This window comes from Halosolutus sp. DAT137 (assembly GCF_059736405.1).
The window spans coordinates 166,914-191,318 of the sequence record NZ_JCAQID010000001.1 but is presented as its reverse complement, the minus strand read 5'-3'; the positions used below and the strand labels follow the sequence as shown (position 1 = coordinate 191,318).

Genomic DNA, 24,405 nt, shown 5'->3' with positions numbered 1-24,405 from the left:
GTCGACCAGACGCTGCTCGGAGATCGACCGGACGCTACTCCGGCGCGCCCTCGAGTATCTCGACGCCGCTCGAGGCACCGATTCGATCGGCACCGGCCTCGAGCATGGCGATCGCCTCGTCGTAGCTTCCGACGCCGCCGCTGGCTTTGACCGGGAGGTACTCGGCCATGAGTTCGACGTCTGCGACGGTTGCACCGCCCGCTTCGAAGCCGGTCGAGGTCTTGACCATCGCCGCGTCGGCTGCCACCGCTGCCTCGCAGGCTCGATGTTTCTCCGCATCGGTTAACAACGCGGTCTCGATGATGACTTTGACTGGAATAGGGACCGCGGCGACGAGTTCAGCGATCTGGGCGCGGACGACGTCGTCTTCGCCCGCCTTGACCCGTCCGACGTTGAGTACGGCATCGAGTTCATCGGCCCCGGCCTTCCAGGCGAGGACCCCTTCGCGGCGTTTCACGTCGTGACTGTGCTGGCCCTGTGGAAACCCGACGACAGTCGCGATCGTCACGTCGGGTGCGTACTCGGCCGCCTCCTCGACGGCGTAGGGTGGAATACAGGCGTTCATTCCGTACTCGGCGGCGGCGTCGAGACACTGCCTGACGTCTCCGGGCGTCGTCTCTGGACCGAGAACGGTGTGATCGATCAGGGGTGCGAGAGCGTGGCGATCCATACCGGGTGGAGTCGCCGGGGCATAAAAAAGACGCCCGATCGAGTTCCTCACGTTCGGAAACGCCGAGTCCATACTCAGACGACAGGCAATAGAAACTTTGATACTGTTTATAACAGATATCGTAGTATATTATAGGAGAGGTGTCTAATGAGATGTCATGTTATAAATAGTTAGACGCTGTGTCGAACCCGTGCCAGTCACCTCTGGAACCGAAGTCCTGGTCGTGGCAGCGTCAGTCGACGGGTTCTTCCCAGCACAAAGAGACCGGTGTCGTCGAGTTCGTTCTTCGCGCAGGTTTTCGAAGCGCGCACGACAACCACTGCCGTTTGGGTTTCGTCGCGCCTTCGACAGGCCGTGACGATTGTGCTGCATCGACAGCCATCGTAGCCCCGATTCGACAGCGAACTCTCAGTTGTACGACGGCCGTACGATCGGGGGTCAGTGACACTAGCGGAACTGATTGTCGTCGGGTCGAAGCACGGTTTCGTCGGCCGTAGTGTGACCTAAATTGGGCCAATGCAGACTGTCACTAGGGTGTATCGCTTCGGATTATAGATCAGGTCGCAGGGGGCCGATCAGCCCCTCCGTGGATCAGTAGTGAACCGCCTCGGGGTCAAGCCCCGAGGCACTCGCCTTGCCTATCTGTAATGTGTGAATAGTATTTCAAATAGAGTATAAATTTGAGAGATGTGAACTCAATTTAGAAAACTATCAAAAAGTTTGTTTATGGGTCACTCTGCATCGACACGCCTGGCATTCGGGATTAGCGTCACCAACCGAGATGTGTCTCTCCGTTATGCAACAGCATCCGTAACACGGACCGTTGTAACGATTTACCGGTGATCGCCGGTTCGATCGGGCAAGCACCGGTTAGGAATTACAACAGACCGTACGAGTTTTGCCCGGCATAATCGATGAGGCCGGACGCTACTTTCGAACTGGTCTCGAGAGCCAGTTCCCAGAGATGGTCGACAGTAGATTGTACAGAGCAGACCATCGCACCACGGTAGCATCCATGAACACCGACGCATACGGAAGGAGGGCAGCATTCACTTCGAAGACGAACAACCACAGCGGATACGCGATGCGTGGCTGGTGAGTCGTCCTGTACCATCGACCGTGGCCCGTGGGGGCGACCACCGTCCGTTTCAAACGGTCTTGATGGGGACCGTACCAACAAAATCACACCCCTATGTGAGATAAATATCGCCAGAAGAGGTCACAAAAAATTATCAGGCCGGAGGGTTCGATATTCAGTAAACTATATTCCGTGGAGAACCATTATATACGGTCATGAACAAAGCGCAGGTGAGCGATCCGGCGGTCAAGACGACTGGAAAGGCGTTCGCTATCATTGAACATCTACACGAGGTCGAATCAGCGACGCTCACAGAACTCGGAACCGCTCTCAACATGCGCCGAAGTACACTTCATCCACACCTCTCGACACTGGTGGATCTAGAGTACCTGATCAAAGAGGAGAACACCTATCGACTGGGAATGAAATTTCTCGACATCGGCTCGACTATTCAGCGTAACAACAAGTTGTATCAGGTCGGCGGACCGATTCTCGAGCAGGTCGCAGAAGAAACGCGGGAAATCGCCTGGCTGATAGCCGAAGAGCACGAACGAGCCGTCTGCTTGCGAAAGGCGAAAGGGGAGATGGCGATTCAACCGTACAAAAAACTCGGGACACGGCTCTCCCTGCATAACATTGCTGCTGGAAAAGCGATCCTCGCGCAGATGCCCGACGAACGGGTTCAGGAGATTATCGATCGCCACGGACTTCCGCGTCGAACCGCGAACACGATCACCGATCCTGACGTACTGTTCGACGAACTCGAGGAGATCAGAGAACGCAACGTCGCGTTCAACGACGGCGAGTCGATGGAAGGGTTCCGGGCGGTGGCCAGCCCCGTGGTCCCGATGGGCGAGTTGCTCGGGTCGATCGTCGTTTCCGGCCCGAAAAATCGGCTCCGAGGCGAACGGTTCACCGAAGAGATCCCCGACATCGTCTCGGGAGCAGCGAACGCGATCGAACTAGAGTTGGTATCCGACGGCGACTGATCTCGAGATCGTCGTGAACGCCGGACGAGGCCAACAGCTAAGTTGATCGACTGTCTCGAACGTAGTATGCCCGAGTTTGTAGACCTCAGTCAGGAGATATACGACGGCCACCCGGTGTATCACACCCACCAGCAGACAGTGCTGTGGAAAGACACCACGCACGAAGATACCGCGTACATGTTCGAGAAGGAACTCGGCGAGGAGCCGCCGTTTACGTTCGAGACGAACGCGCTCCTGCTGTGTGACCACGGACCGACCCACGTGGATGCACCCCTTCATTACAAACCAGACGGCACCTCGATCGTTGACATGCCTCTGGAGCGATTTTACACACCAGGGAAAGCGATCGACGTTTCACACCGCGGACCCGGCGAGTATATCACCGTCGACGATCTCACAACGGCGTGCGACGAGGCTGATGTCAGTATCGAAAGCGGCGACACGGTGTTGATCAGAACCGGTCACTACGACCGCACCTATCCCTCGCGAGCGTACGCCGAGAACTATCCTGGACTGAACGAAGCGGCGACCCAGTGGTTGATCGACCACGAGGTGGCGAACTTCGGCGTTGATCAGCCGAGTCCGGATACACCCGACGACCTGACGTATCCATGCCACACCCTGTGTAAGCACCACGACCTTCCACACGTCGAGAACCTTCGAAACATCGATGCTGTCGTCGGTAAATCATTTACGTTCATCGGGTTTCCGCTGCCTATTCGCGACGGAACGGGATCGCCAATCCGACCGGTTGCGATGCTCGATTCCTGAGCGACGTCGGACTGCGGTCTCGTTCATCGATTCTCGCGAGGGGCGTCGATCGATCGCGATCCCGACTCTCTCGACAAGGTCGATCTCACAGCCGACGTGTGGGTGCCTGCTGATCGGTCAGTGGCGAACCAAATAGTCAGTAGCGACGATAGACGAGATCACGTTCCGTTTTGCGCCGAGGTCACATTTTTATATCCGATATGCGTAGAACGCGTATGCCGATCCTGACAGCTGTCGATGGGAAACGGAGTTCTACGGGCATCGTTACGACGGCAAACGAACTCGCAGAGGCCCTCGAAGAAGACCTCTACGTCCTGCACGTGATGACCGAAAGCCGGTTCGAGGAGGTCGCAGCGGGAGCTACGTTGCTCGAAACCGACTGGGACGTACCGTACGGAAGCGAGGTGAACGACGCCGACGACTACACCGTCTCGGATGCGACCGAAGACGCACGATCAATCGCCGCCTCGGTCGCGTCGGAGGCGCTCCCGCAGAATGCGACATACGAGGCAACGGGAGACGTGGGCGATCCGACCGACCGGATTCTTTCGAAGGCCGACGCGATCGACGCTTCGTACATCGTAATTGGTGGTCGCAAACGGACGAAACTCGGGAAGGTACTATTCGGAAGTACGTCGCAGTCCATCTTGCTGAATACGACGAGACCAGTGGTAACCGTGATGACCGACGATTAGATCGGACGGGAGCGAACACGACACCGTCTGTTATCCATGAATTGTCGACGGCGACGGAGTCCCGCGATAGATCGGTTGCGGTGGTTCGGCTCTGCTACTGGAAGACAGTTCGTCGGATCAAAAACGTGTTGCAACAGGACGGGAGGCGCGCTGGTATCGGTAGCTTCCCGACGAAACGGGTCCGTTCTCGAGACACGATCCTGACCAGGTTCCTGTGCCGTCGTGATCTCGGTTCATTACTTGGTCTGCCATCTGCCGCGCTCCGCCGCCTCTATCAGCGGGTCTCGGTAGAGTATCGATCAGTTCGGACCCAGCTCACCGTCGACTGTCCATTGGGTTAGGCATCGGGCCATCGTTCGATGTAGACGTACTCGTCGGTGTAGAACGAAATCATATCGTCGGCCTGAGCGTGAAGATCGCCGAAGAACGAGTCTTTCCGCCCACCGAAGTGGAAGAACGCCATCGGTGCGGAGGTCCCGACGTTGACGCCGAGGTTACCGATGTCAGCCTCGTGGCGGAACCGTCGGGCGTCGCCACCACTGCCGGTGAAGAGGCTGGCTGCGTTACCGAAGTCGCTCTCGTTGAGCCGATCGATCGCCTCGTCGATGTTTGCTACGGGAGCGAGACCGAGGACGGGACCGAAGATCTCTTCACGGGAGATCGACATATCGGCCGTAACGTCCCCAAAGACGGTTGGTCCGAGGAAGTTCCCGTCTTCGTACCCCTCGACGGTTACGTCACGCCCATCGACGAGCAGATCCGCGTTCGCTTCGATTCCCGCTTCGATGTACTCACGGACGCTCTGTTCGTGTTCGGGCGTGATGAGCGCCCCGACATCCGTGCCCTCGTCGAGCCCGTACCCGACAGTCTGTGCCTCGGCGGCGGCGACAACGAGGTCCGTGAATTCGTCGTAAACAGACTCCTCAACGAGGGCGACATCGTTGGCCAAACACCGCTCACCGCCACAGGCGTACGCGGACGAAACCGTCTTCTGGGCGGCGAACTCGAGGTCGGCAGTTTCGGTAACGATGACGTGGTTTTTTGCGCCGCCCTGTGCCTGAACGCGCTTTCCGTGGTCAGCAGCGGTCGAGTAGACGTGCTTTGCGATGGGTGTGCTGCCGACGAACGACGCGCCGACGACGTCTTCGTGTTCGAGCAACGCATTGACTGTGTCCGGGCCACCGTTGACGAGCTGGGCCACTCCCGACGGAAGGTCGGTCTGATCGAGGAGTTCGAATATCTGCTGGGCGACCAGCGGGACGCGCTCGCTCGGCTTGAGAATGAAGCTGTTTCCGGTCGCGACGGCGTACGGAAGAAACCAGAGCGGAATCATTCCGGGGAAATTAAACGGCGTAATAGCAGTGAACACGCCGAGTGGTTTTCTCACGCCGCTCTCGTCGATCGACGGCGCTGCGTTCAGAAGCGTCCCCGACTGCATCATCGTCGGAATCCCACAGGCCACCTCCACGTTTTCGATCCCTCGGCGGAGTTCGCCGGTTGCTTCGGCTCGCGTTTTGCCGTGTTCCTGGACGAGAGTCTCTGCGAGTTCGTCCTGATGTTCCTCGAGCAGTTGTTTGAACTGGAACATCGGCTGAATGCGTTCTTCGACCGGGCGACTTCGCCAGGATTCGAACGCCTCCTGTCCGGCCCGAACCGCCTCGTCCACGTCGCTCTCGGTACTGAAAGCGACGTAACCGAGTTCGTCGCCCGTCGCGGGATTGATAACCGGTTGGCCCTCCTCGGTGGAGGGAACGCTCCAGTTTCCGTTGACGTAATTGGCAACGTCAATACTATCGGCTACATCTTTCTGCTGTGCCATCGTACCTACCTCTATGCGGCTACTGATATAAATATTAGCCTTCGATACGAGGCTGACTACCGGTGTTAGATTCGGATGTGCCCACCATCGTGTCTATTTCATGAGGAATCCTGTGGGAGCGAATCGATTCACCGTCCCCGGCACTCCCCGCAGCGATCGCTGCTCTCTCGAAACGAACCCGCGGCTGGTGAGAAATGGAGACGGGATCGGACACGGCTGATATGTTCGACCTCGGAACGTTCGGGTATGTGTAACCTCAGAACGTGCGGAAGCGATTGGTCGTCGTGCGACCTCGCGATGGTACATCTCGAACCCTTCAGACGGTCCGTTGTACCGGTTTACCGGTGCAACCGCGGACGGGTCGTGGTTGTACCGGAGACGAGTTACGGTAATTCGTATCACCGCTGAGTGGCACGATCGGATTTTGTCTATGCCGAAACCGGGTGATGCGGACGTTCGTCGACGGTCGACGTAGAACGGGTGTTTGAATAGCGGCCTGCATACCGGGCAAAACGAGCACAACGAGGCCATCGATCGAGACCGAATAGACTCAATAAAGATCGTCATACACGATTTTGTGCCGGATCGAGGACGATTTACCTATAATCTATTACGGCCGTATTAGTGTAATATTCGATCGCGGTTCGCGTTTCGTATTTGCCGAAACCCGTAGACCGTACCGGACCCGTTTGACGACCAGATCCAGTATCGAACCGAGCCTCACTGTATGATACCTACCGGTATCGACTGCAATACGAGTCCCTGACAAACTCTCGAGGAACGAGGAACGCTCGCAGAGTGGTCGTATCGCGAAACGATCCGACAGAACGAGGATATCGCGTTGCTAGGTGTGTCGCCCGTCAAGCGGTTTCGAAGGGTCGGTTTACGGACGCATTTTCGACGTCCCGGTTTACGGGCGCGGCTGTGACAGCGAGGGGACGACCTAGTAGAGCAGGTCGTAGTCCACGTCGTTGCGGTACTCGAAGACGCGGCGCTCGAGTGGTTTCATGATCCCGTATTCGACCGCGAGGATGATAATCATGAAGAGCACTGCCCACGCCCAGGCTTCCTCGAACAGGAACAGGTCGTACGTGGTAATCAGCCGGTAGCCGACACCCGAGTTCCCCGAGAACATTTCCGCGACGGTGACGACCTTCCAGGAAATCGCAAGCCCCAGCCGAGCGGCGGTAAACAGCTGTGGAGCGATGTTGGGAATGAGTACCTGGGTAACGATCCGAGTGTACGAGAGATCGAAGGCGTTGCTCATTTTCACCAGATCGACGTCGATATTCTCGACGCCCTTCCAGACGTTGATCGTGATGTACGGGAACGTCGTCAGGATCGTCGCGACGATCGGCGTGAGGTTCCCAAAGCCGAAGATGAGCATACAGGCCGCCGCCCACGCGACCGCGGGGATTGAGAGACCAATGATCGTGTACGGCGTCAAGAACTTCTGGCCGTAGCGACTCGTCCCCATCGCGATTCCGAGGAGGGAACCGAAAACGATCGCACCGAGGAAGCCCCAGAGCGTTCGCCAAATAGTGATGCCAACGTCGGAGAAAGCCGCGCCGGACGCGATAAGTCCCCAGACTTCACCGAACGTCTCGTATGGGTACGGCATCTGTCCGGCAGGAAAGATCGACGCGAGGGCTGTCCAGGCGATCAGACCGAGGGTAATTCCGAATAGACGGGCAACGGTCGTGTTGCGACGCAATCGGGTCAGTGTGGGAACTCCGACCGTTTCTGATTGTGTTGCCATCGGTCAGTTCACCCCCGCGAACGGAACAGGAATCGCCTGATCGACGACTGCCGATCGAACGAAGACCGACGGGGTAGCTCGACACGTCGCTTGCCCGGCGAGTCGGGCATTATCAAGGACGAGCGGTCGGTACATCGAAACCGATTCTGACGGGTCGTTTGTCATGAACATTGTTAGAACCCCCCGAGAGAAGACTCTCGCCAGGCGAACACTCGCTTTTCGATCTGCTGAAAAATACCGTACTCTACGATCAGGACAACCACGGTGAAAATCAACGTCCACGCGATAACACCGGTCAACGAGACTGAGTTCAACTGCATCCGAATCATGAAGCCGAGTCCGTTTTCCGTCGAGATAAACTCCGAGAGAACGACGATTTTCCAACAGAGCGCGAACGCATACCGGCTCCCGCTAAAGAACTGTGGCAGGATGGAATTGATCAGGACCTGCCTGATGATCCGTCGACGCGAGAGGTCGAACGCACTCGACATCTCGATTAATTTCGAATCGACGTTTTTGACGCCTTCGTAGACGTTCTGAGCCAGAAACGGAAACGCAATCGCTGCACCTGCGACCATCGGAGTGACGTTGCTCACGCCGAAAAACATCGCGGCAAACACCGCGGCGAAGATCGACGGGAGGGCCAGCCCGATCGTCACGTAATCCTGCAGGGCCGCTTCCCAGAACCGGCTCATCCCGAGTGCGACCCCGAGAACGCTCCCGACGACGATCGTCAGCGAGAGCGAGTAGATTACCCGAATCAGGGACGCCACCAGATGTTCGACCCACTCTCCCTCGACGAGGATTTCGTACGATTCGACGGCGACGAGTTCCGGCGACGAGATCGCCTGACTGAGGTCGAATGCCGCCGATAGTATCCACCAAAAGATCGTGAGCGCGATCAGCGACTGGATGAAGACGAGCCGCGAATCACGCGTAAGCGCATTGGTGACACGTGTACGTGTACTCTGTTCGTTTCTCACGGCCATGTGGGACAATTCAGCACCACTCACATAAATATTGTGCTACTGGGGGCCACAGCCACGATCGGGTCGCCACTCCGGGGCGACGATCGTGTCGAACGTTCGAGACAGTCAGAGCGCGGAACGCCGGCAACGACTCGAAGGAACTATCAACTGTGGTATGAGCGGGACGGCGTCGTCTCCGACCTTCCGACCAGAAGGCATAAATCCTTGATTTCCGTTGGTCGGGGTATGAGTCCGCCTCCCAGAGCCGATCAGAAGACGCGAGTCGTCGATTTTAGCGCACATCTCGTCGTGGACGTTCCCGAGTCGATGGCCGCCCTCGACGGAATCATCGGCCCGATACACCGTAATCCCGACCTCGTGTTCGATCAGTACGACCGGGCGGGGATCGACGATCTGGTCCTCTCACAGCCACCGTTTATCGGCTTCGACGACGCCGAGCGAACCGCTGCGGCAAACGATGCACTGCTCGATATCGTCACAGAGAACGAGCGGGCGTACGGTCTGGCTGCACTTCCAGTGGCGGCCGGCGGGGAGACAGCCGCAGACGAGTTCGATCGCTGTCTCGACCGTGGCTACAACGGTGGGGCGATCGAAACCAGCTCGGGGGGCATCGCACCGGACGACCGGGAAGCCGAACCGATCCTCGAGGTCGCGGATCGAACTGGTGCGCCGCTGTTTATCCACCCGAAACTCCACGACTCGCTCGGTCCGGACACGCTCGACGACACGTACCGGTTGAACGCGATCTTCGGGCGCGAAGCGGCGCTCTCGAAGACCGTCTGTGACTTGATCCACGGCGAAGTACTGGACTCCTACCCGAACCTGACCCCCGTTTTCCATCACCTCGGGGGCAACATCGCGAGTATGATGGGACGAGTACACCTGCACAACGATATCGGTCGGTGGCCCGAGATGGACAACATGAAATCCTTCGCTGAATTCAAACACCAGCTCGAAGAACGGGTGTACGTCGACACTGCTGGCTTCTTCGGATACCACGCCCCAATCCGGACGACTCTCGAAGAGTTTCCGGTCTCGAACGTCCTGTTCGGGACCGACTCCCCGTACGAACCGCGCACGAGCGACGAACTCGATCGATTCGTCGACGTCGTTACGGACCTGACCAGTCAGACGGACGCCGAAGCGATCCTCGGCGAAAACGCGATAGACCTCCTCGTAAACGTCGACTGACGGACGAAACGGAACCGAAGCGTGTTTTTATCGACGCGACGATATCAGTCGCGTCGCGACTGAGCCACTCCCCGTCAAATACCCAATTGCACAGCCGTGGTGCGATCGCTGTAAAAGCGGTTCCGGTTGGGACGAGAGTTGGGAGAAAAGCAGTTACTGCGAGAACGAAGACCGAGAAGCAGTTACTGCGAAAATCGGGGAGGAGTTACAGTTAGTCCGTCTCGATATCGACGTCTGCATCGGCAGACGGCGGCGCCTCCTTGAGCTTCGACTCCGCCCCCTCTCCCGCCTCCACCATCGCCTGCATATCGTTGAAGTACTGCTTGACCAGTCGGTTCGTCACGCTCTTGAGCGCTCGACTTCCGAGGCTCACGATCGTTCCCGAGACGTCCGCGTTTGCCTCCCACTCGACTCGCGTTCCGCCGCCCTCGCGCTCGATCATCTTCATCGTCGCTGTCATCTCGAACTCGTTTCGGGGCGCCTGCCCCGTCGCTGTCACCTCGAGTAGTTCGGGATACTCCAGTTGGGTCACGATCGCATCGACCTCGAACTCGGGTTTTACGCTTCCGACCCCGACCGCGAGAATCGCCGTAATTTCGTGGGGTTCGTTGAGCGTCATCGACTGACAGCCGGGCGCACACGCGGCCAGTACGTCCGGATCGGTAAAGTACGGCCAGAGCTCTTCTCTCGACTGTTCCATCTCGTTTACGCCATTGAATTCTAACATTGTGTATCGTAGTATCCGCTAGGTCTCGTCCGTTTTCGCGCGTTCGTACGCCTGTTCTATCGATCGCCGGGCGTATTCGCCTGCAACCTCCTCTTTGTACTCCCGGTCGGCGTGCATCTCTCCCTCCGGGGTGACTGCGCCCGTTACCGTCTCGGCAACGTCTGCGAGTACGGCGTCGGACGGCGGCGCTCCTTCGAGACGTTCTTCGGCCTCCTCGACCCGCAACGGAATGTCTGCTGCGTTCGCAAGTGCCAACCGGGCATCTTCGATGACTGGCTCGTCACTTGCGGGTTCGTCTACCCGAATCGACGCTGCTGCGCTTACGGTCGGCCAGGTCTGGGCAGCTCGCTTGAGCTCCAGAAACGACATCCCGGTCCGTTCGGGAGGGAACGGCTCCGTGTCGACCGACACTCCCTCGATGAGTTCGTTCTCCCGAAGGTCGGTAAACATGTACGCGATGAAATAATCCTCGGCAGCGACCTCACGACGCCCATCCTGTGACCGCAAATGAAGGGTCCCTTCGAGTGCGACGAGCGCCGCGGGATAGTTTCCTGCAGGATCTGCCTCACCGATACTGCCACCGATGGTTCCTCGGTTTCGGACGGCCGGACCGGCGATCTGTTCGGCGGCCTCCGGAAGCATCGGCAGAACTCGTGTAAGTTGGGTCGATCGTTCGATACTCCGGTGGGTCGTCATCGCCCCGAGTTTGACGCGGCCGTCATCGGTATCGACATCGATGTACGCGAGGTCGTCGACGCCGTTGAGATCGATTAGTTGATCCGGCGTCGCGAGGCGGTTCGCCATCACGATTCCGAGCGATTGGTTGCCAGCTAACAACTCCGACTCCTCGTCGCTGTCAAGTGCCTCGAGGACGTCCTCGATCGTTTCGGGTCGTTGGTATGCAAACGGTGCTGGCTTCATGTGTTGGGTGGCATCCGGAGAGAGGGCGTCGGGAGCGATCGAACCCCCGAGTGATGCTGGACGGTGCCCCGTCGACTCCGGGTAGCATCTGTGGTGGTAGTTATCATACGAGTCTTACGCTGCTATCATGTTCACGCGGCAGTGCTAATATATGTTACTGAAAGACGACCCGAACCCACGGTGCTGGAGTGATGTGGACACCACGACGGTGCTGGGGTGGCGTCGACACCACGAACGGGGTCGGTCGGTATCGTCTTCCGGTTCTGTAGCTGGTTGGATCACTCGTCGATACTGTGGAAGGCGTTGATCGCCTTCTGTCTGAACTTTAGAAACTCGTCGGAGTCTACCTCTCGCGGGCGTTCGAGGTCGTTTTCGATATCCGCGTAAATGTTTCCGTCTCCGATCATAAGGATTCGAGTCGACAGTTGGATCGCTTCGGTGATATCGTGTGTTACGAAAAACACCGTCTTGTTCAGTTCGGTCCAGATGTCGATAAGCTCCCCACGGAGGCTATCTGCCGTGATTTCGTCGAGACTTCCGAGTGGTTCGTCCATAAGGATCACCTCCGGATCGATACTGAGCGCTCGGGCGATTCCAACTCGCTGTTGTTGTCCACCGGAAAGGCGCGACGGATACTTGTCGTAGTGTTCGGAGAGTCCGACCATATCGAGGTACTGCTTTGCGACCTCGTCAGTGTAATCGGGATTGTTCTCGTGGACGTACCCAATGTTTTCGACGCAGGTTTTCCACGGCAGGAGTCGCGGGGACTGGAACACGTGTCCGACCGTCACTTCGTTTCCGGTCGTCGTCTCGAACCTGACCTCACCCCAGGTCGGATCGAGGATTCCACTGATGATGTTCAACAGCGTGGATTTGCCCCCACCGGATTTGCCGAGCAGAGTAACGAACGATCCCGGTTCGATCTCGACGTTGATATCTTTGAATACCAGTTCGTGCCCCTGTTTGGTGTCGAACTCTTTGCCAACACCATCGAGAATGATCGATGCTGCTCTCTTCGAGGAGGTCGTCGAGCTGAGTTTGTCCGTCACTTCGCTCATGGACTTCGCTCACCCCACTGTCGGTCGAACGATCTCGCTAGCCCAGCAGTGGCCGATCGGTTGCCAGTAGTTGTCGACATTATCGTGTCCCTAGTGTCGCACACACAAAGATAAATGTTGGTGTCATCCGACGGTTCGCTCCGTTCGACTGTCCGCTCGTGCGGCAACGTCTCCGAGCAAACATTTTTAATCGGCCACGATAATAGGAGTACTGATGTCCAATAACGCGACGACGCCAGCCGAGCGACCGGAGATGACGGTCGAAGCAACCGTCAACGGCGACCCAGTCGAGGCAACGATCGAACCGCGACTGAAGCTCGCTGACTTTCTGCGCGAGGAGTGTGGGACGCGGAGCGTGCGGGTCGGTTGCGAGCACGGGGTGTGTGGCGCCTGCGCGGCACTCGTCGACGGAGAGCTGACGAAGACCTGTCTCACCTACGCCAGCCAGGTCGACGGCGCCGAGATCGAAACCGCAGAGGGATTACTCGACGACGAGGCGCTTCATCCGATTCAGGAGGCGTTCGACGACGCGAATGCCCTCCAGTGTGGATTCTGTACGAACGGGTTCGTGATGGCCACGAAGGCGCTCCTCGAGGAACACCCCAATCCTGACGACGAGACGATCGAACGAGAGTTGGGCGGGAACATCTGTCGATGCACCGGCTACCAGCCAATCTACGATGCCGTCCACGAGAGTGCAAAACGGCTGGCGGAGTCAGAATAATGTCCGGAACTAGCACGAGCCAACAGGTAGAGACGGAAGACGAGAAAACGGCGGATGAATACACTGGGCAGGCGACTAAGCGCGTCGAAAACTACGATATCCTCTCTGGGAACGCCGAGTACGTCCACGACATCTCACCACCGGACTGTCTCCACATGGCTCTGGTTCGGAGTCCGCATGCCCACGCCAAAATCGGAGAAATCGACACGAGTGAAGCCAAAGCGCATCCGGACTGTGAACTGGTGTTGACCGGTGACGACATCGAGGAACACTTCTCGAAGACCCCCGGTCGACTCGGATTCACCGAGTGGGCACTCGCCAAAGATCGGATTCGGTTCACCGGTGAGCCGGTCGCACTCGTCGTCGCGAGCGATCGATACGTCGCCGAAGACGTTGGTGACCTCATCTCCGTCGACTACGAGAAACTCGAAGCCGTCGCGGATGTCGACACCGCTGGCAAAGACGACGTACTCCTCTATGAGGATCTGGGGACGAACCGTGCCGATAGCGACGAGTTCGCATTCGGAGAGGTTGACGGGGCGTTCGAAGACGCCGACCACGTCGTCGAGGCCGAGTACTCGTGGGGACGAATTTCGGGCGTGCCCCTGGAAACTGCGGGCGTCGTCGCCGATTACGATCCCGAGGACGATAGCTTCACGATCGATTGCAACCTGCAGTTGTACACGTTCAACAACGAACTCGTCTACGAGCCGCTTGGCTATCCGGAGGAGAAAGTCAAGGTCCGCGTGCCGGAACACGTCGGTGGAAGCTTCGGGACCAAAATCGCCGCCGGAGCCCGATACTGTGCGCTCGCGGGAATGGCGAGTCACCAGCTCGAACGGCCGGTGAAGTTCGTCGAGGACCGAATCGAGTACCTACAGGGCGGTGATGCCCACTCCTGTGAACGGGAATACGCAGTGAAACTGGCCGTCGACGACGACGGTAGTATCCGCGGTCTCGACATCTCCTTCCGTGACGATCTCGGAGCCACCCCGCGGTACCCGTTGCCACAGGCGATGAAGCCGATGTCGGTCCTCACGACCTCCTATGACATCGAGAACGTCAGATACGCATACGAGCTGTTCCTGACGAACAAGGTCCCACAGACGGCCTACCGAGGATTCGGCGTCCAGCAACACACCTTCGCACTGGAAATGGTGATGCAGAAAGCCGCCCGAAAACTCGGTCTCGATCCCACCCAGTTCCGCTGGCAGAACCTGATCACGGCGGATCAGATGCCCCACAAGCTCCCATCGAAGAACGTCTACGACTCCGGAGACTATCCGAGCGCACTCAACCGAATCACCGAAATAGTCGACGAAAACGAACGAACTGAGGGCGGACTCCTCGATCCGGAAATCGTCGAAGCGAAGCGAGCCGAAGGAAAATACCGAGGGACCCAGCCAGCAGTTACGCTCGAACCCTCCGCGGGCGTGATCGACTACGCCGGCCGGTTCGAGATGAGCGACGACGAACTCGAATCGTTCTCCCGAGACGATGTCGTCGGGTTCCCGGAACACCTCCGAGCACGTCTCGAAGACGACGGAACCGTCACGGTTTCGATCGCGACGAGTTCGGCCGGACAGGGACACCAGACGGTGATCGGGCAAATGATGGCCGACGAACTCGAGATCGAGCCGAACGCGATCGAAGCGACATACCTCGACAGCGTCGACGCACCGAAGGACTTCGGTGCAGCCGCCTCGCGAATGGGCGTGATGCTCTCCGGTGCGACGACGGGGCTCGGAGAGGAACTCCGGGTCTCCCTCAAGAGGCTGGCAGCGACCATCTGGGATTGCGACACCGACGCGGTGACGTACACCGACGGCGGTGTCGAGCAAGCGGGCACTGGCGATCGCCTGTCGCTTTCGGAACTCGCCCTGGCCGCCGAGGAGCACGAGGACGTGACCGAAGACGAAGTGACGAAGTTTCGATCGGTGTCGTACGATTTCACCAATCCGGCACTCGTCAGAGAGGACTTCGACGAGGCACTGAGCGACAAGTTACCGACCTATCCCGCGACGGCCTACTCGGCAGACGCCCCGATCATCGAAGTCGACGCCCACACCGGAGAAGTAGAGATTCTCAAGTACTACTCGCTGCACGACTGTGGAACCGTGTTGAATCCCGACATCGTCAACGGGCAGGTAGAGGGAGCGATCGCCCACGGAATCGGCGGGGCGCTACTCGAGGAGTTCGCCTACGACGAGGAGGGACAGCCGCTTGCGATCTCCTTGTTCGACTACCTGTTGCCCTCGATCAAGAACATCCCGGAGATGGAGCTAGAACACCGAGAAACGCCGTCACCGTTCACCCCACGGGGTGTCAAGGGTGCCGGCGAAGGCGGCGTGATCTCCGCGTCGGCAGTTATCCCGGCGTCGATCAATACGGCACTCGAACCGCTCGACGTGACGGTCGACACCGTCCCGGTGACGCCGGACCGAATCCGGTCGGCGATCCGCGAATCAGACCACACCGACGAACAGTAACTCGTCGATCGACGAGTGTTCGCTGATCCGCGAGTTACTCACCGAACGCGCTGGTCGTTTTTCGAGAAAACGGTATCACGGACGCATTCATTGCTGCGCTCGCTCACCGAGGTGTTTCGTCTACGTGTCAGGAATCACAGGCAAGAGGACGTGAGACTGCCGATCCGGACCGGAGTGAATCGTTACGTTCCCGCCGTAGATGTCAGCCGGGCGATCGCGGGGGTCGTCGTGACGGAACGGTCCGACGCCGGTGAACTGTCCCTCCATGCTGCCGAGTTCGGTGTCGACGTCGCCCGGATACTCGTAATCGGTTCCTCGGATCGAGAGCGCGATCCGGCAACCGTCGGGAACGGTAATGCACGTCGGCCAGATCTCGACGTCGAGTTCGTAGATCTCGCCCGGTTCGAGCGGCTGTTTCTCGTCGTGGGTGTGGTACGGACGCCAGGGTTCACTCAGGTCGGGGTCGAGCTTTCGATGAGAGGCGCGCAGCCAGCCCTGTGCGATCGGCGTGTGCGGATCGAGTGCCCCCTTGAAGACGACTTCTTCCATGTCGGGATGGAAGACTCGGACGATCACGAAGAGATCAGCATCGGTGGTGTCAGCGGAAACGTACAGTTTCGAGCCGATCGGTCCCGTGATCTCGGTCCGACCGTCTACAGGCGGGGTCAAAAACGTGACGCCGTCGCCGAAAGCGTCGTAGGTAATCGACGCTGTGTCCTCCGGTGGCGACCTCGAGAGCGAACTGTCCGCGGCGTCCACGTAGTATCGCGTCCAGTCAGTGCGCGGAATCGGCCAGTCGTCCTCGTGACGTTCGTCGAAGCGCTCGCCGGGATGGCGAACCTGTAGCTGGACCCGGGGCTGGTCGTCCCAGCCGGTGTCGTCGTCTTTGAGGAAGTGACCGAAGAACTGCTTTTGAAGCGAAACGCCGTAGTCGGTGTAAAACTCCGTCCAGTGTTCGATTCCGTGTACTTCCAGCCACTTCTCCTCGGAAGCGGCTCGTCTGAACGCCTCGAAATTTCCGCGGGGGTGGAGTCCCTGTCCGCCCCAGTTGGCAGCCGAGAGAAACGGGACGTTGACCTTCGACCAGTCGGGGTTGCGTTCGCGCCAGTACTCCGCCGTGGCGAGTTTGTTCGAGCGGAGATCGTCGTCCAGATCGGCCCGATTCGCCCCGCGTTCCTCGGCCGTCAGCGTCTCGGGCCCGGAGACGAGGTCGCCGGTGATCCGGCTCCGGTACCCCTCGTCGCCGAGTCCGTGCTGGACGGCGTTGACCTGGCGCTCGTACCAGCCCGCTGCGAACGTACAGTATATCCCGCCGTGGTGAGCCAGATCGCGGTACCAGTCTGCCGCGCCTTCCCAGGCACACATCGCCGTAAGGCCGTCGGGTTGGAGTGCCGCGACCTGCCACTGGTTCATCGCGTAGTACGAGATTCCGTTCAGACCGACCTTGCCGGTCGACCAGGGTTGTGCCGCGGCCCACTCGATACACTGGGCGTAGTCGGTGGCCTCTCGGAGAGACCAAACGTCGATCGTCCCTTCGGATCGCCCCGCTCCGCGGGAGTCGACCCTGACGATCGCGTACCCGTCTGGAACCCACTTTTCGGGGTCAGCAACTTCCCAGGCCTGAAAGGCGTTCGTGGAGTCGGCCGGTACCTCCGGATGGTCTTTGCACATCTGTTCCCACTGGTCGTCGTACAGTTGCTGGAAGTTGAGCCACTTCCCGTACGGGCCATAGGACATGATAACTGGATACGTTCCATCTTCCGCCGGCCGATAAATATCACACCGGAGGGTCGTTCCGTCATCCATCTCGATGGGGACATCCCATTCGATGTACATTCTTTCTCGATACTCCGCTCTCGGGTACCCGTCGATCGTCTCTGTCATTGGTGAATACACCGTTTGTCAAGCAGTCTCATAAATGTATCCGCGTGTGAATAATCGAAACACGAAACGGCCACGGTTCCGCGAACGGTTGCCGGCGGAAGAGGACGACTGACGAACGGATGTCACGGCGAACGGTTGCTACCGACGAACGGAAGATGGTTCGGAACTCGCGTTCCTTTCGGTTAGACTTGAACGAACTCGACGGGATACTCCTGAATTACTTCGGGGGCACCGTCCCTGACGATGAGCGTCGTTCCGAGCTGGAACCCTTTCGTCTCGTCTTCCGTGAGGACGTTCGGCTGTACCACCATGATCATGTTCTCTTTGAACTCCCAGTCGGCCGTGATCGGATCGTCTCCGCCCGGCCAGTAGTTCGAGTCGTGGGTGCCGATAAACGGATGAAGGTACCCGTTCCCGAACCCGTGGAGCAAGACGTCGTAGATCTTGTACGGCGATTCCTCGATCGGAGCGACGGCTTCGGCGACGTCTTCGGCCGTGTTTCCTGCCCGGATCGCGTCGACCATCCCGTCGTAGGTCTCTCTGAGGACGTTCCACATATCCTGGTACGTATCCGTCGGCGGTTGACCGACCGCAATGGGACGGTGAATCTGTCCGGAGTAGCCGCCGTAGGAGGCGCTGAACTCCGTCGAAATGATGTCACCTTCCTGGATCTTCCGGCTCGAGGGCGATTTCCAGGTGACTCCCTCTCCCGGTTCAGCTCCCTCCATCGGTGCCGAATTGATGAACGTCCAGTTTACGTCGCCTCCTTCCTTGTGGTATGCATAGACGAGTTCCGCCTCGAGTTCGTACTCGCGCATCCCCGGTTCGGCGGCCTCGGCCAGCGCCTCCATTCCGAGGTCGGTCAACGCTGCCCCCTTCCTGACCCACTCGAGTTCTTCGTCCGATTTGACCGCGTGCAAGGTGGTAAACTCGGCCGTGAATTCGACCAGCTCCCCATCGAGCGCACGTTCGAGGTGTCGGTAGTGTTCGTGCGGAATCGAATACTGGTAGCGGCGGTCGAGTCCGACCAGACCGACATCGCCCGACGTCACACCGCCCTCAGACAGTCTCGCAGCCAGTTTGGCCGGCGGATCGGGGATCATCAGTCGGATATCATCGATCACCGAAGATTCGCGTAGATACTGGAGGTGGTTGCTCAGCCCGCAGTAGAGGGTTGGCTCCTCGTCGGGATCAGCGAAGACCACAAGATAGGTGATATACTCGCCGCGGTAGTTGGTCAGGTAATCGATATTGGTCTGGTTGCCGGTCAGGAGACCGCCGTTTCCGTAGACGATCGCCGCTTCCAGGCCGGCTTCGTCCAGCAAATCTCTGACGTTCTCGTACCGGGACTGGTACTCCTCGGCGGAAAACTGCTCGTAGTAACTCGACCGACGGTTCTCAACGACGCGTCTATTTTCAATCATGCTCCAAGTTACTCACCGACATGCAAGTAGAATACTGTTTTGGTCGAGAGCGTACAGGAACCGATCGCCGCGGGGCGGATTCACGGCTCACCAGAACGCTCTACGGTACTGTGTCGGCGGATCGACCCGGTCGGTCTGAGCCAGGTCTCGAGCCGCTCCGAGCGCGAAGTATGGATCTCGAAGGTGTTCGCGGCCGACAGCCACGAGGTCTGCCCGGTCGTTCGCGATGATTTCGGTTGCGCCCTCAGGCGTCGTGACGTTGCCAACAGTGGCAATATGAACCTCGGCGTCGGTCTCAGACCGGATTCGTTCAGCGAGGGGAAGTTGATATCGTGGTCCCGTTGCCGGAAGTTGTTGATCAGGGTGGATTCCACCGCTGCTTACGTCGATTACGTCGACCCCACAGTCGGCAAGGGTCGCGGTCAGGTGGATCGACTGCTCGATCGTCCAGGCGTCTCGATCGGGGAGCCAGTCCGTCGCGGAGATGCGAACTGAGAGCGGTTTGCTTGACGGCCACCGTTCGCGAGTGCGAGTCGCGACCTCACACAGCAAGCGGATTCGATTCTCGAACGAGCCACCGTAGCGATCGGTCCGCTCGTTAGTGACTGGGGAGAGGAACTCGTGGAGCAAATAGCCGTGGGCCGCGTGGATCTCGAGCATCTCGAAGCCGGCCGCATCGGCACGTGCCGCCGCTTTGCCGAACGCCTCGATAACTCGATCGATGTCTTCCTCGGTGGCTACCTCCGGTTCGGGTGGCGTCTCGGTGTCGAACGGATACGGGATCGGACTCGGGGCGAGCGTCTCCCACCCTCCGTCCTCGGGCGGAAGCGGCGTCCCTCCTTCCCATGGTCTCGTCGTCGAGCCTTTCCGACCGGCGTGGGCAAGTTGCATGCCGGGGATCGCACCCTGGGCCTTGATGAACGCGGTGATCGGCCGTAACGCGTCGGCGTGAGCCCCACTCCAGATACCGAGGTCTCCCGGGGAGATTCGTCCCTGCGGCTCGACGGCGGTTCCTTCCGTCATGACGAGCCCGGCCCCGCCGACTGCGCGACTCCCGAGATGGACGAGGTGCCAGTCGGTCGCGAGACCGTCGCCGTCGGTCGAGTGTTGGCACATGGGCGAGACGACGATTCGGTTCGGTAGCGTCACGTCCCGAAGGGAAAGTGACGTGAACAGATCGGAACTCATTCGCGTTACAGTTCCTCGACGAACTCGACGACGTGTTCCAGGCCCAGCCCATCCTCATAGACCGTTTTCGCTTGCTCGAGATCTGTCGTCCATACTGCTGTGTGATCAACCTGCATACTGATCAACCTGCATAGTTTGCTCTTCGCGGGCACCCACTTAATTGTTCTTACGGGTTCGGAACACCAGTGGGGAGACGGGTTCCGAACGCTGTGGGTTCCGAACGCCAGTGAGGACTGTCGTCGACGACTCACGAGCTCTCAACGAGCAGTGGAACCGTCAAAGGTGGCTCGCGGGTTTTGGACACCAGTACACTCGCCAACGGATAGTCGCTCTTGAAACGAGGGTACACACCGATCGAAACGCCCTCCTGCGATCGAGTGTGCACTGACTTTCAAGAGCTACTATCGATTCGTGAGTCCTGAACGCCAGGGGTGCTGTCGGTGGTGAGATACTATTATACCGGTTTGGTCCGAGATTCCACTCGTAATGACGTATGAGATAATCGACCCGGATGCTATCAAGCCCCGACCGGACATTCCAGGAGATCACCGGTACGTTCAGGATGATATCGAACTGGAGCACCTATCAATACAGTTCGTCCGGGCCTCGCCCGGCGAGTCTTTCGTCCCGTACCACTATCACGACGAACAGGAGGAAGTGTTTTACGTGCTTTCGGGGGAACTCCACGTCAGGACGCCCGATCGCGAGTACGTTGTCGAGGCGGGCAACGTCTTCGTCGTCCAGCCCGGCAATCCGTTGAAGCCGTACGTTCCGGAGACGGCTGAGAACGGGGTCGAGGCGATAATTCTGAACGCCCCTCTGACTGACGACTACCAGTCTTTCGATCCCGACGAGTAATCGGCAACTGGTCGAGAGAACTACCGGGTCACTAATAACCGGAAACGCGATCGCGAGGGGACCTGCATAGCGAAACATTTATCAGCTGTACCAGCACACTAGTGTGTGTAATGGTATCAAGAAGGTCATACCTATCGAAAGCGGGTGCTGTCGGTGCAGCAGGATTACTTGCAGGGTGTACCGGTGACGACAACGGTGGCAACGGCGACGGCGACACGATGGACATCGCAATGGCCCCGCTCGGGATCATGATCATGATCGCGGATATCATGGAAGAAGAGGGTATCCTCCAGTCGTACGAGGAGGAGGTTGGGGTCCAGTACAACCTGCAGCAAACGTGGGACATGGTCTCTCTGTTTGCTGGCGATCAGGTCGATATGGCCGTAAGCGTGGGGACTGCGGAGGGGTCACAGATCGGGCCACAGCGAGAAATCGAGGTCTCGGTCCACGGTGTCATGCTCTCTCAGTATCCAGGGATGATCGTCCGCGAAGACTCGGAGTACGCGACGGCCCAAAGCGGCGGCGTTCAAGAGTCCTGGGACCGAATCCACGACGATCAGGCGAACGTTGGTATCGGCGGGTGGGGACTGAGCATGACTCCGCTTTCGAGACTAATTCACGACGAAGAGTACGGTTACGACTTCCAAGAGGGAGGCGATTACAACATCGTCACGGCCGACTACAGCGCACTACCGACGCTTCTTGCCGACGGTGAGTTAGACGTCGCACAGACGGCACCCTTGCTCGATGCGAACGCCCTAAACTACAATATGGAGACGGGAGAGATGGACGGATTCGAGGCACTCTATTGGTACACCGAGAAGATGGAAGAGCTCGGATACGATCCGATGAGTACCTCCATCGGAAACTTCCTGACACGGACCTCGTTCAGCGACGAGAACTTCGAAGCAATCGAAGGGTTCGTTAGAGCGTGGCAGGAAGCACTCGACATCTTCTACGAGGGAGACCCCGTCGAGTTCTCCACGGATTACGTCGACCAACTCAACGCCGAAGACGAGGCGGAAGCACAGGCGATGATTCACTGGTCGACGAACATCGACCCAATGGTGCTGCCGGAGAGCGTCGAAATCGACGATCAGTTCGTCGAGAACGACCGAGCGGCGCTCGAACGGATGGGCGAACTCGGTGTCGTTGGCGAAGACTGGGACGACTGGTTGAATTACAATCCGGTGTCAATTTGAATCGACCACTGTTGTGATCGTCAACGGACGAACTAGCAGGAGCGTCGCCTCGGACGGAATTACTCGGAACGGTTATTTGGTTCCACAATCCAACTAGTTGAAACCACTCCTAATGACACGCCGTATGTACAACTACGACGGGCCGGCTCGGGTCTGTCACGAAGGTCACGTCTATTACGATCGGACGGTATTTTGCGAACAGTACGACCTCCCGCATCTGGACCAGCGTGCGGAGACGGTCGAATCGGTCGACGACCAGCTCGAGGTTCTCGTTTCGGGTGGGTCGATGGGTGGATTGTTCACTGCATTGGCCTTCCGACAGGCAGGCCACGAGGTGACCGTCTTCGAACGAACCGAGCGAGGGCAGATGCGCGAACGCGGTGCCGGAATCATCGCGCATCCGGAGATGCTTACCTATCTCGAGCGACAGGGGATCGCCGACTGGGACGAAATCGCGACCGAAACCACTCGAATCGAACACCTCGATCGGTCGGGGGACTCGATCGATGTCGAGGGAGAAGCGATCTACACGACCTCATGGGACACAGTCTACCGGCGTCTCACGGAAGCATTACCCGAAGATGCCTACCGAATGGGTACAGAAACCGTCGACGTCGAGCAGGATACGTCGGGCGTCAGGATGACGTTTGCCGACGGAACGACGGCGACCGGAGACTTGGCCGTCGCCGCCGAAGGGTATCGATCGACGGCTCGCGAGCAGTTTCTTCCCGGCTACACCCCGGAGTACGCCGGCTACGTCGCCTACCGAGGGACCGTCCCCGAACGAGAAATCCCGGCCCGCTACGCGACGCGGTTTGGCAATATTTACACACTCTATCACACATCCCAATCACAGTTCCTTGCATACCCCGTTCCGGGACCCGCCGGTGAAACAACACCCGGTGAGCGTCGAATCAACTGGGTCTGGTATTACCCGTTCAGCCAGGGCCAGGAACTCGACGAACTGCTGTACGACGCCGAGGGAACCCAGCGGTCACACTCGTTGCCGCCGGGCCTGATGCGTGAGTCGGTCCGCGAGCAACAGATCGAAATCGCCACGGAGCTACTCGCACCCCAACTCGAATGGCTCGTTAAGGCAACCTCCAAACCATTTGTCCAGTGCATCTACGATCTCGCAGTACCACAAATGGCGTTCGACCGAGTCTGCATTATCGGCGATGCTGCGTTCTTCATCAGACCCCACATGGCTGCTGGAACCGTCCATGCCGCGGCAGACGGACTCCAATTAGCCGAGGCGGTTCACACCGGTACCGACCGTGAATCCGCACTCGATGCCTGGGAACGTGATCGGGTAGAGGCAGGATACCGACTCGTCGAGGAGGCACGTCGTCGCGGTGATCGGTACACCGGTCAGTTTTGATCGCCGCGTCGAGCGATTACACTCGTTCCGTCTCTTCGGCCGAATCGATCGGCGTAATATCTAGACTCGCAGTAGCGGCCGCTCCCGACTGGGGGTGGAGTTCGCGGCGATCGACGATCTCCTCGACGATGGACCGATCGAGATCGTCGACGTCGGGGTAGTCGACTTCGAGCAGGTTTCCGGCGGGATCGGTCAGGTACATCTGCACGGCACCACAGGGGAGACGGTAGATGCTGTCGTCCGCTCGGTCATCCCAGTTCGCGAACAACCCCTCTTTGCGGGCGCGTTGATAGATTCCCTCGAAGTCGTCGACGGTGAGTCCGAAATGGTAGTAGGGAGCGGGATCGATCTCTCGTTCAAAGAGGTGTAACTGACAGGAACCGGCCTGTAGCCACTGGACGGGGACCTCGAAATTTGGCGTTGGGAGCCGTTCCATCCCGAAGAGGTCACTGTAAAACGCTGTGGAGTACTCGAGATCGGTTGCGAGTACGCTCACGTGGTTCAAGTTGACACGCGTCATGTATCTATCGAACGAGCGGACCAGTAATAGTTCTTCGTACTCGGAATGCGGGTCCGTCCTGACAGAGC

At 58.7% G+C, this 24,405-nt stretch carries 21 protein-coding genes; 9 read left to right on the top strand and 12 right to left on the bottom strand.

From position 1 onward, the window contains the following. Positions 1 to 34 precede the first annotated feature (34 nt). Positions 35 to 670: a deoxyribose-phosphate aldolase gene (deoC, locus tag AC6I6L_RS00935; protein ID WP_497915837.1), complete on the bottom strand. Its 636-nt coding sequence runs from the start codon at positions 668 to 670 to the stop codon at positions 35 to 37. Between the two features lie 1,293 nt (positions 671 to 1,963). On the opposite strand from deoC, the gene AC6I6L_RS00930 reads away from it, so the two are divergent. The 3 genes from AC6I6L_RS00930 (at position 1,964) to AC6I6L_RS00920 (ending at position 4,203) form a co-directional block, all read left to right on the top strand. Next, the gene (locus AC6I6L_RS00930; protein WP_497915836.1) at positions 1,964 to 2,737 is read left to right on the top strand and encodes an IclR family transcriptional regulator; all 774 of its coding nucleotides are present in this window, start codon (positions 1,964 to 1,966) and stop codon (positions 2,735 to 2,737) included. Between the two features lie 66 nt (positions 2,738 to 2,803). Further along, complete coding sequence (locus AC6I6L_RS00925) at positions 2,804 to 3,508, top strand: cyclase family protein (protein WP_497915835.1); 705 nt, start codon at positions 2,804 to 2,806, stop codon at positions 3,506 to 3,508. 215 nt (positions 3,509 to 3,723) lie between these two features. Beyond that, positions 3,724 to 4,203 carry a universal stress protein gene (locus tag AC6I6L_RS00920; protein ID WP_497915834.1) on the top strand — a complete coding sequence of 160 codons (480 nt, stop codon included), beginning with the start codon at positions 3,724 to 3,726 and terminating at the stop codon, positions 4,201 to 4,203. 337 nt (positions 4,204 to 4,540) lie between these two features. Here AC6I6L_RS00920 and AC6I6L_RS00915 read toward each other — a convergent pair whose 3' ends face one another. The 3 genes from AC6I6L_RS00915 to AC6I6L_RS00905 form a co-directional block, all read right to left on the bottom strand. Then, entirely contained in the window at positions 4,541 to 6,022 is a 1,482-nt protein-coding gene (locus AC6I6L_RS00915) for a CoA-acylating methylmalonate-semialdehyde dehydrogenase (protein WP_497915833.1), read from the bottom strand. A 943-nt stretch (positions 6,023 to 6,965) separates the two neighbouring features. Next, complete coding sequence (locus AC6I6L_RS00910) at positions 6,966 to 7,781, bottom strand: ABC transporter permease (RefSeq protein ID WP_497915832.1); 816 nt, start codon at positions 7,779 to 7,781, stop codon at positions 6,966 to 6,968. Between the two features lie 173 nt (positions 7,782 to 7,954). Continuing rightward, positions 7,955 to 8,770 (bottom strand): ABC transporter permease, encoded by an 816-nt coding sequence (locus tag AC6I6L_RS00905; protein WP_497915831.1) that lies wholly within the window; start codon positions 8,768 to 8,770, stop codon positions 7,955 to 7,957. Between the two features lie 225 nt (positions 8,771 to 8,995). Between AC6I6L_RS00905 and AC6I6L_RS00900 the strand changes: the two genes are divergently transcribed. Next, positions 8,996 to 9,961: an amidohydrolase family protein gene (locus AC6I6L_RS00900; protein ID WP_497915830.1), complete on the top strand. Its 966-nt coding sequence runs from the start codon at positions 8,996 to 8,998 to the stop codon at positions 9,959 to 9,961. A 211-nt stretch (positions 9,962 to 10,172) separates the two neighbouring features. Here AC6I6L_RS00900 and AC6I6L_RS00895 read toward each other — a convergent pair whose 3' ends face one another. The 3 genes from AC6I6L_RS00895 to AC6I6L_RS00885 form a co-directional block, all read right to left on the bottom strand. Further along, positions 10,173 to 10,688 carry an SRPBCC family protein gene (locus tag AC6I6L_RS00895; RefSeq protein ID WP_497915829.1) on the bottom strand — a complete coding sequence of 172 codons (516 nt, stop codon included), beginning with the start codon at positions 10,686 to 10,688 and terminating at the stop codon, positions 10,173 to 10,175. Positions 10,689 to 10,706: 18 nt separating this feature from the next. After that, positions 10,707 to 11,609 (bottom strand): FAD binding domain-containing protein, encoded by a 903-nt coding sequence (locus AC6I6L_RS00890; RefSeq protein ID WP_497915828.1) that lies wholly within the window; start codon positions 11,607 to 11,609, stop codon positions 10,707 to 10,709. 278 nt (positions 11,610 to 11,887) lie between these two features. Then, the gene (locus tag AC6I6L_RS00885; protein WP_497915827.1) at positions 11,888 to 12,667 is read right to left on the bottom strand and encodes an ABC transporter ATP-binding protein; all 780 of its coding nucleotides are present in this window, start codon (positions 12,665 to 12,667) and stop codon (positions 11,888 to 11,890) included. A gap of 214 nt (positions 12,668 to 12,881) precedes the next feature. On the opposite strand from AC6I6L_RS00885, the gene AC6I6L_RS00880 reads away from it, so the two are divergent. Both AC6I6L_RS00880 and AC6I6L_RS00875 read left to right on the top strand, forming a co-directional pair. Then, on the top strand, positions 12,882 to 13,391 hold the full coding sequence (locus AC6I6L_RS00880; protein WP_497915826.1) for a (2Fe-2S)-binding protein: 510 nt from the start codon (positions 12,882 to 12,884) through the stop codon (positions 13,389 to 13,391). After that, positions 13,391 to 15,880 (top strand): xanthine dehydrogenase family protein molybdopterin-binding subunit, encoded by a 2,490-nt coding sequence (locus tag AC6I6L_RS00875; protein ID WP_497915825.1) that lies wholly within the window; start codon positions 13,391 to 13,393, stop codon positions 15,878 to 15,880. Before AC6I6L_RS00880 ends, AC6I6L_RS00875 begins: the two co-directional genes overlap by 1 nt. Before the next feature lie 120 nt (positions 15,881 to 16,000). Here the strand turns inward: AC6I6L_RS00875 and AC6I6L_RS00870 are convergent, their stop codons facing one another. The 4 genes from AC6I6L_RS00870 to AC6I6L_RS00855 form a co-directional block, all read right to left on the bottom strand. Beyond that, entirely contained in the window at positions 16,001 to 17,764 is a 1,764-nt protein-coding gene (locus AC6I6L_RS00870; protein WP_497915824.1) for a CocE/NonD family hydrolase, read from the bottom strand. A gap of 182 nt (positions 17,765 to 17,946) precedes the next feature. Further along, a complete protein-coding gene (locus tag AC6I6L_RS00865) occupies positions 17,947 to 19,188 on the bottom strand; it encodes a M24 family metallopeptidase (protein WP_497915823.1) in 1,242 nt (413 codons plus the stop codon). An 87-nt stretch (positions 19,189 to 19,275) separates the two neighbouring features. Continuing rightward, positions 19,276 to 20,376 (bottom strand): NADH:flavin oxidoreductase/NADH oxidase, encoded by a 1,101-nt coding sequence (locus AC6I6L_RS00860; protein ID WP_497915822.1) that lies wholly within the window; start codon positions 20,374 to 20,376, stop codon positions 19,276 to 19,278. Positions 20,377 to 20,381: 5 nt separating this feature from the next. Beyond that, positions 20,382 to 20,492 carry a VOC family protein gene (locus AC6I6L_RS00855; protein ID WP_497915821.1) on the bottom strand — a complete coding sequence of 37 codons (111 nt, stop codon included), beginning with the start codon at positions 20,490 to 20,492 and terminating at the stop codon, positions 20,382 to 20,384. A 370-nt stretch (positions 20,493 to 20,862) separates the two neighbouring features. Here AC6I6L_RS00855 and AC6I6L_RS00850 point away from each other — a divergent pair, with 370 nt between their 5' ends. The 3 genes from AC6I6L_RS00850 to AC6I6L_RS00840 all read left to right on the top strand — a co-directional run bounded on the left by AC6I6L_RS00850 (position 20,863) and on the right by AC6I6L_RS00840 (position 23,817). Next, positions 20,863 to 21,234, top strand: coding sequence for a cupin domain-containing protein (locus tag AC6I6L_RS00850; RefSeq protein ID WP_497915820.1), 372 nt, complete (start codon positions 20,863 to 20,865; stop codon positions 21,232 to 21,234). 110 nt (positions 21,235 to 21,344) lie between these two features. Continuing rightward, the gene (locus AC6I6L_RS00845; RefSeq protein WP_497915819.1) at positions 21,345 to 22,436 is read left to right on the top strand and encodes a substrate-binding domain-containing protein; all 1,092 of its coding nucleotides are present in this window, start codon (positions 21,345 to 21,347) and stop codon (positions 22,434 to 22,436) included. Positions 22,437 to 22,560: 124 nt separating this feature from the next. Continuing rightward, positions 22,561 to 23,817, top strand: a complete 1,257-nt coding sequence (locus AC6I6L_RS00840; protein ID WP_497915818.1) for an FAD binding domain-containing protein — start codon at positions 22,561 to 22,563, stop codon at positions 23,815 to 23,817. A 16-nt stretch (positions 23,818 to 23,833) separates the two neighbouring features. Here AC6I6L_RS00840 and AC6I6L_RS00835 read toward each other — a convergent pair whose 3' ends face one another. Continuing rightward, entirely contained in the window at positions 23,834 to 24,337 is a 504-nt protein-coding gene (locus AC6I6L_RS00835) for a VOC family protein (protein ID WP_497915817.1), read from the bottom strand. Positions 24,338 to 24,405: the final 68 nt, after the last annotated feature.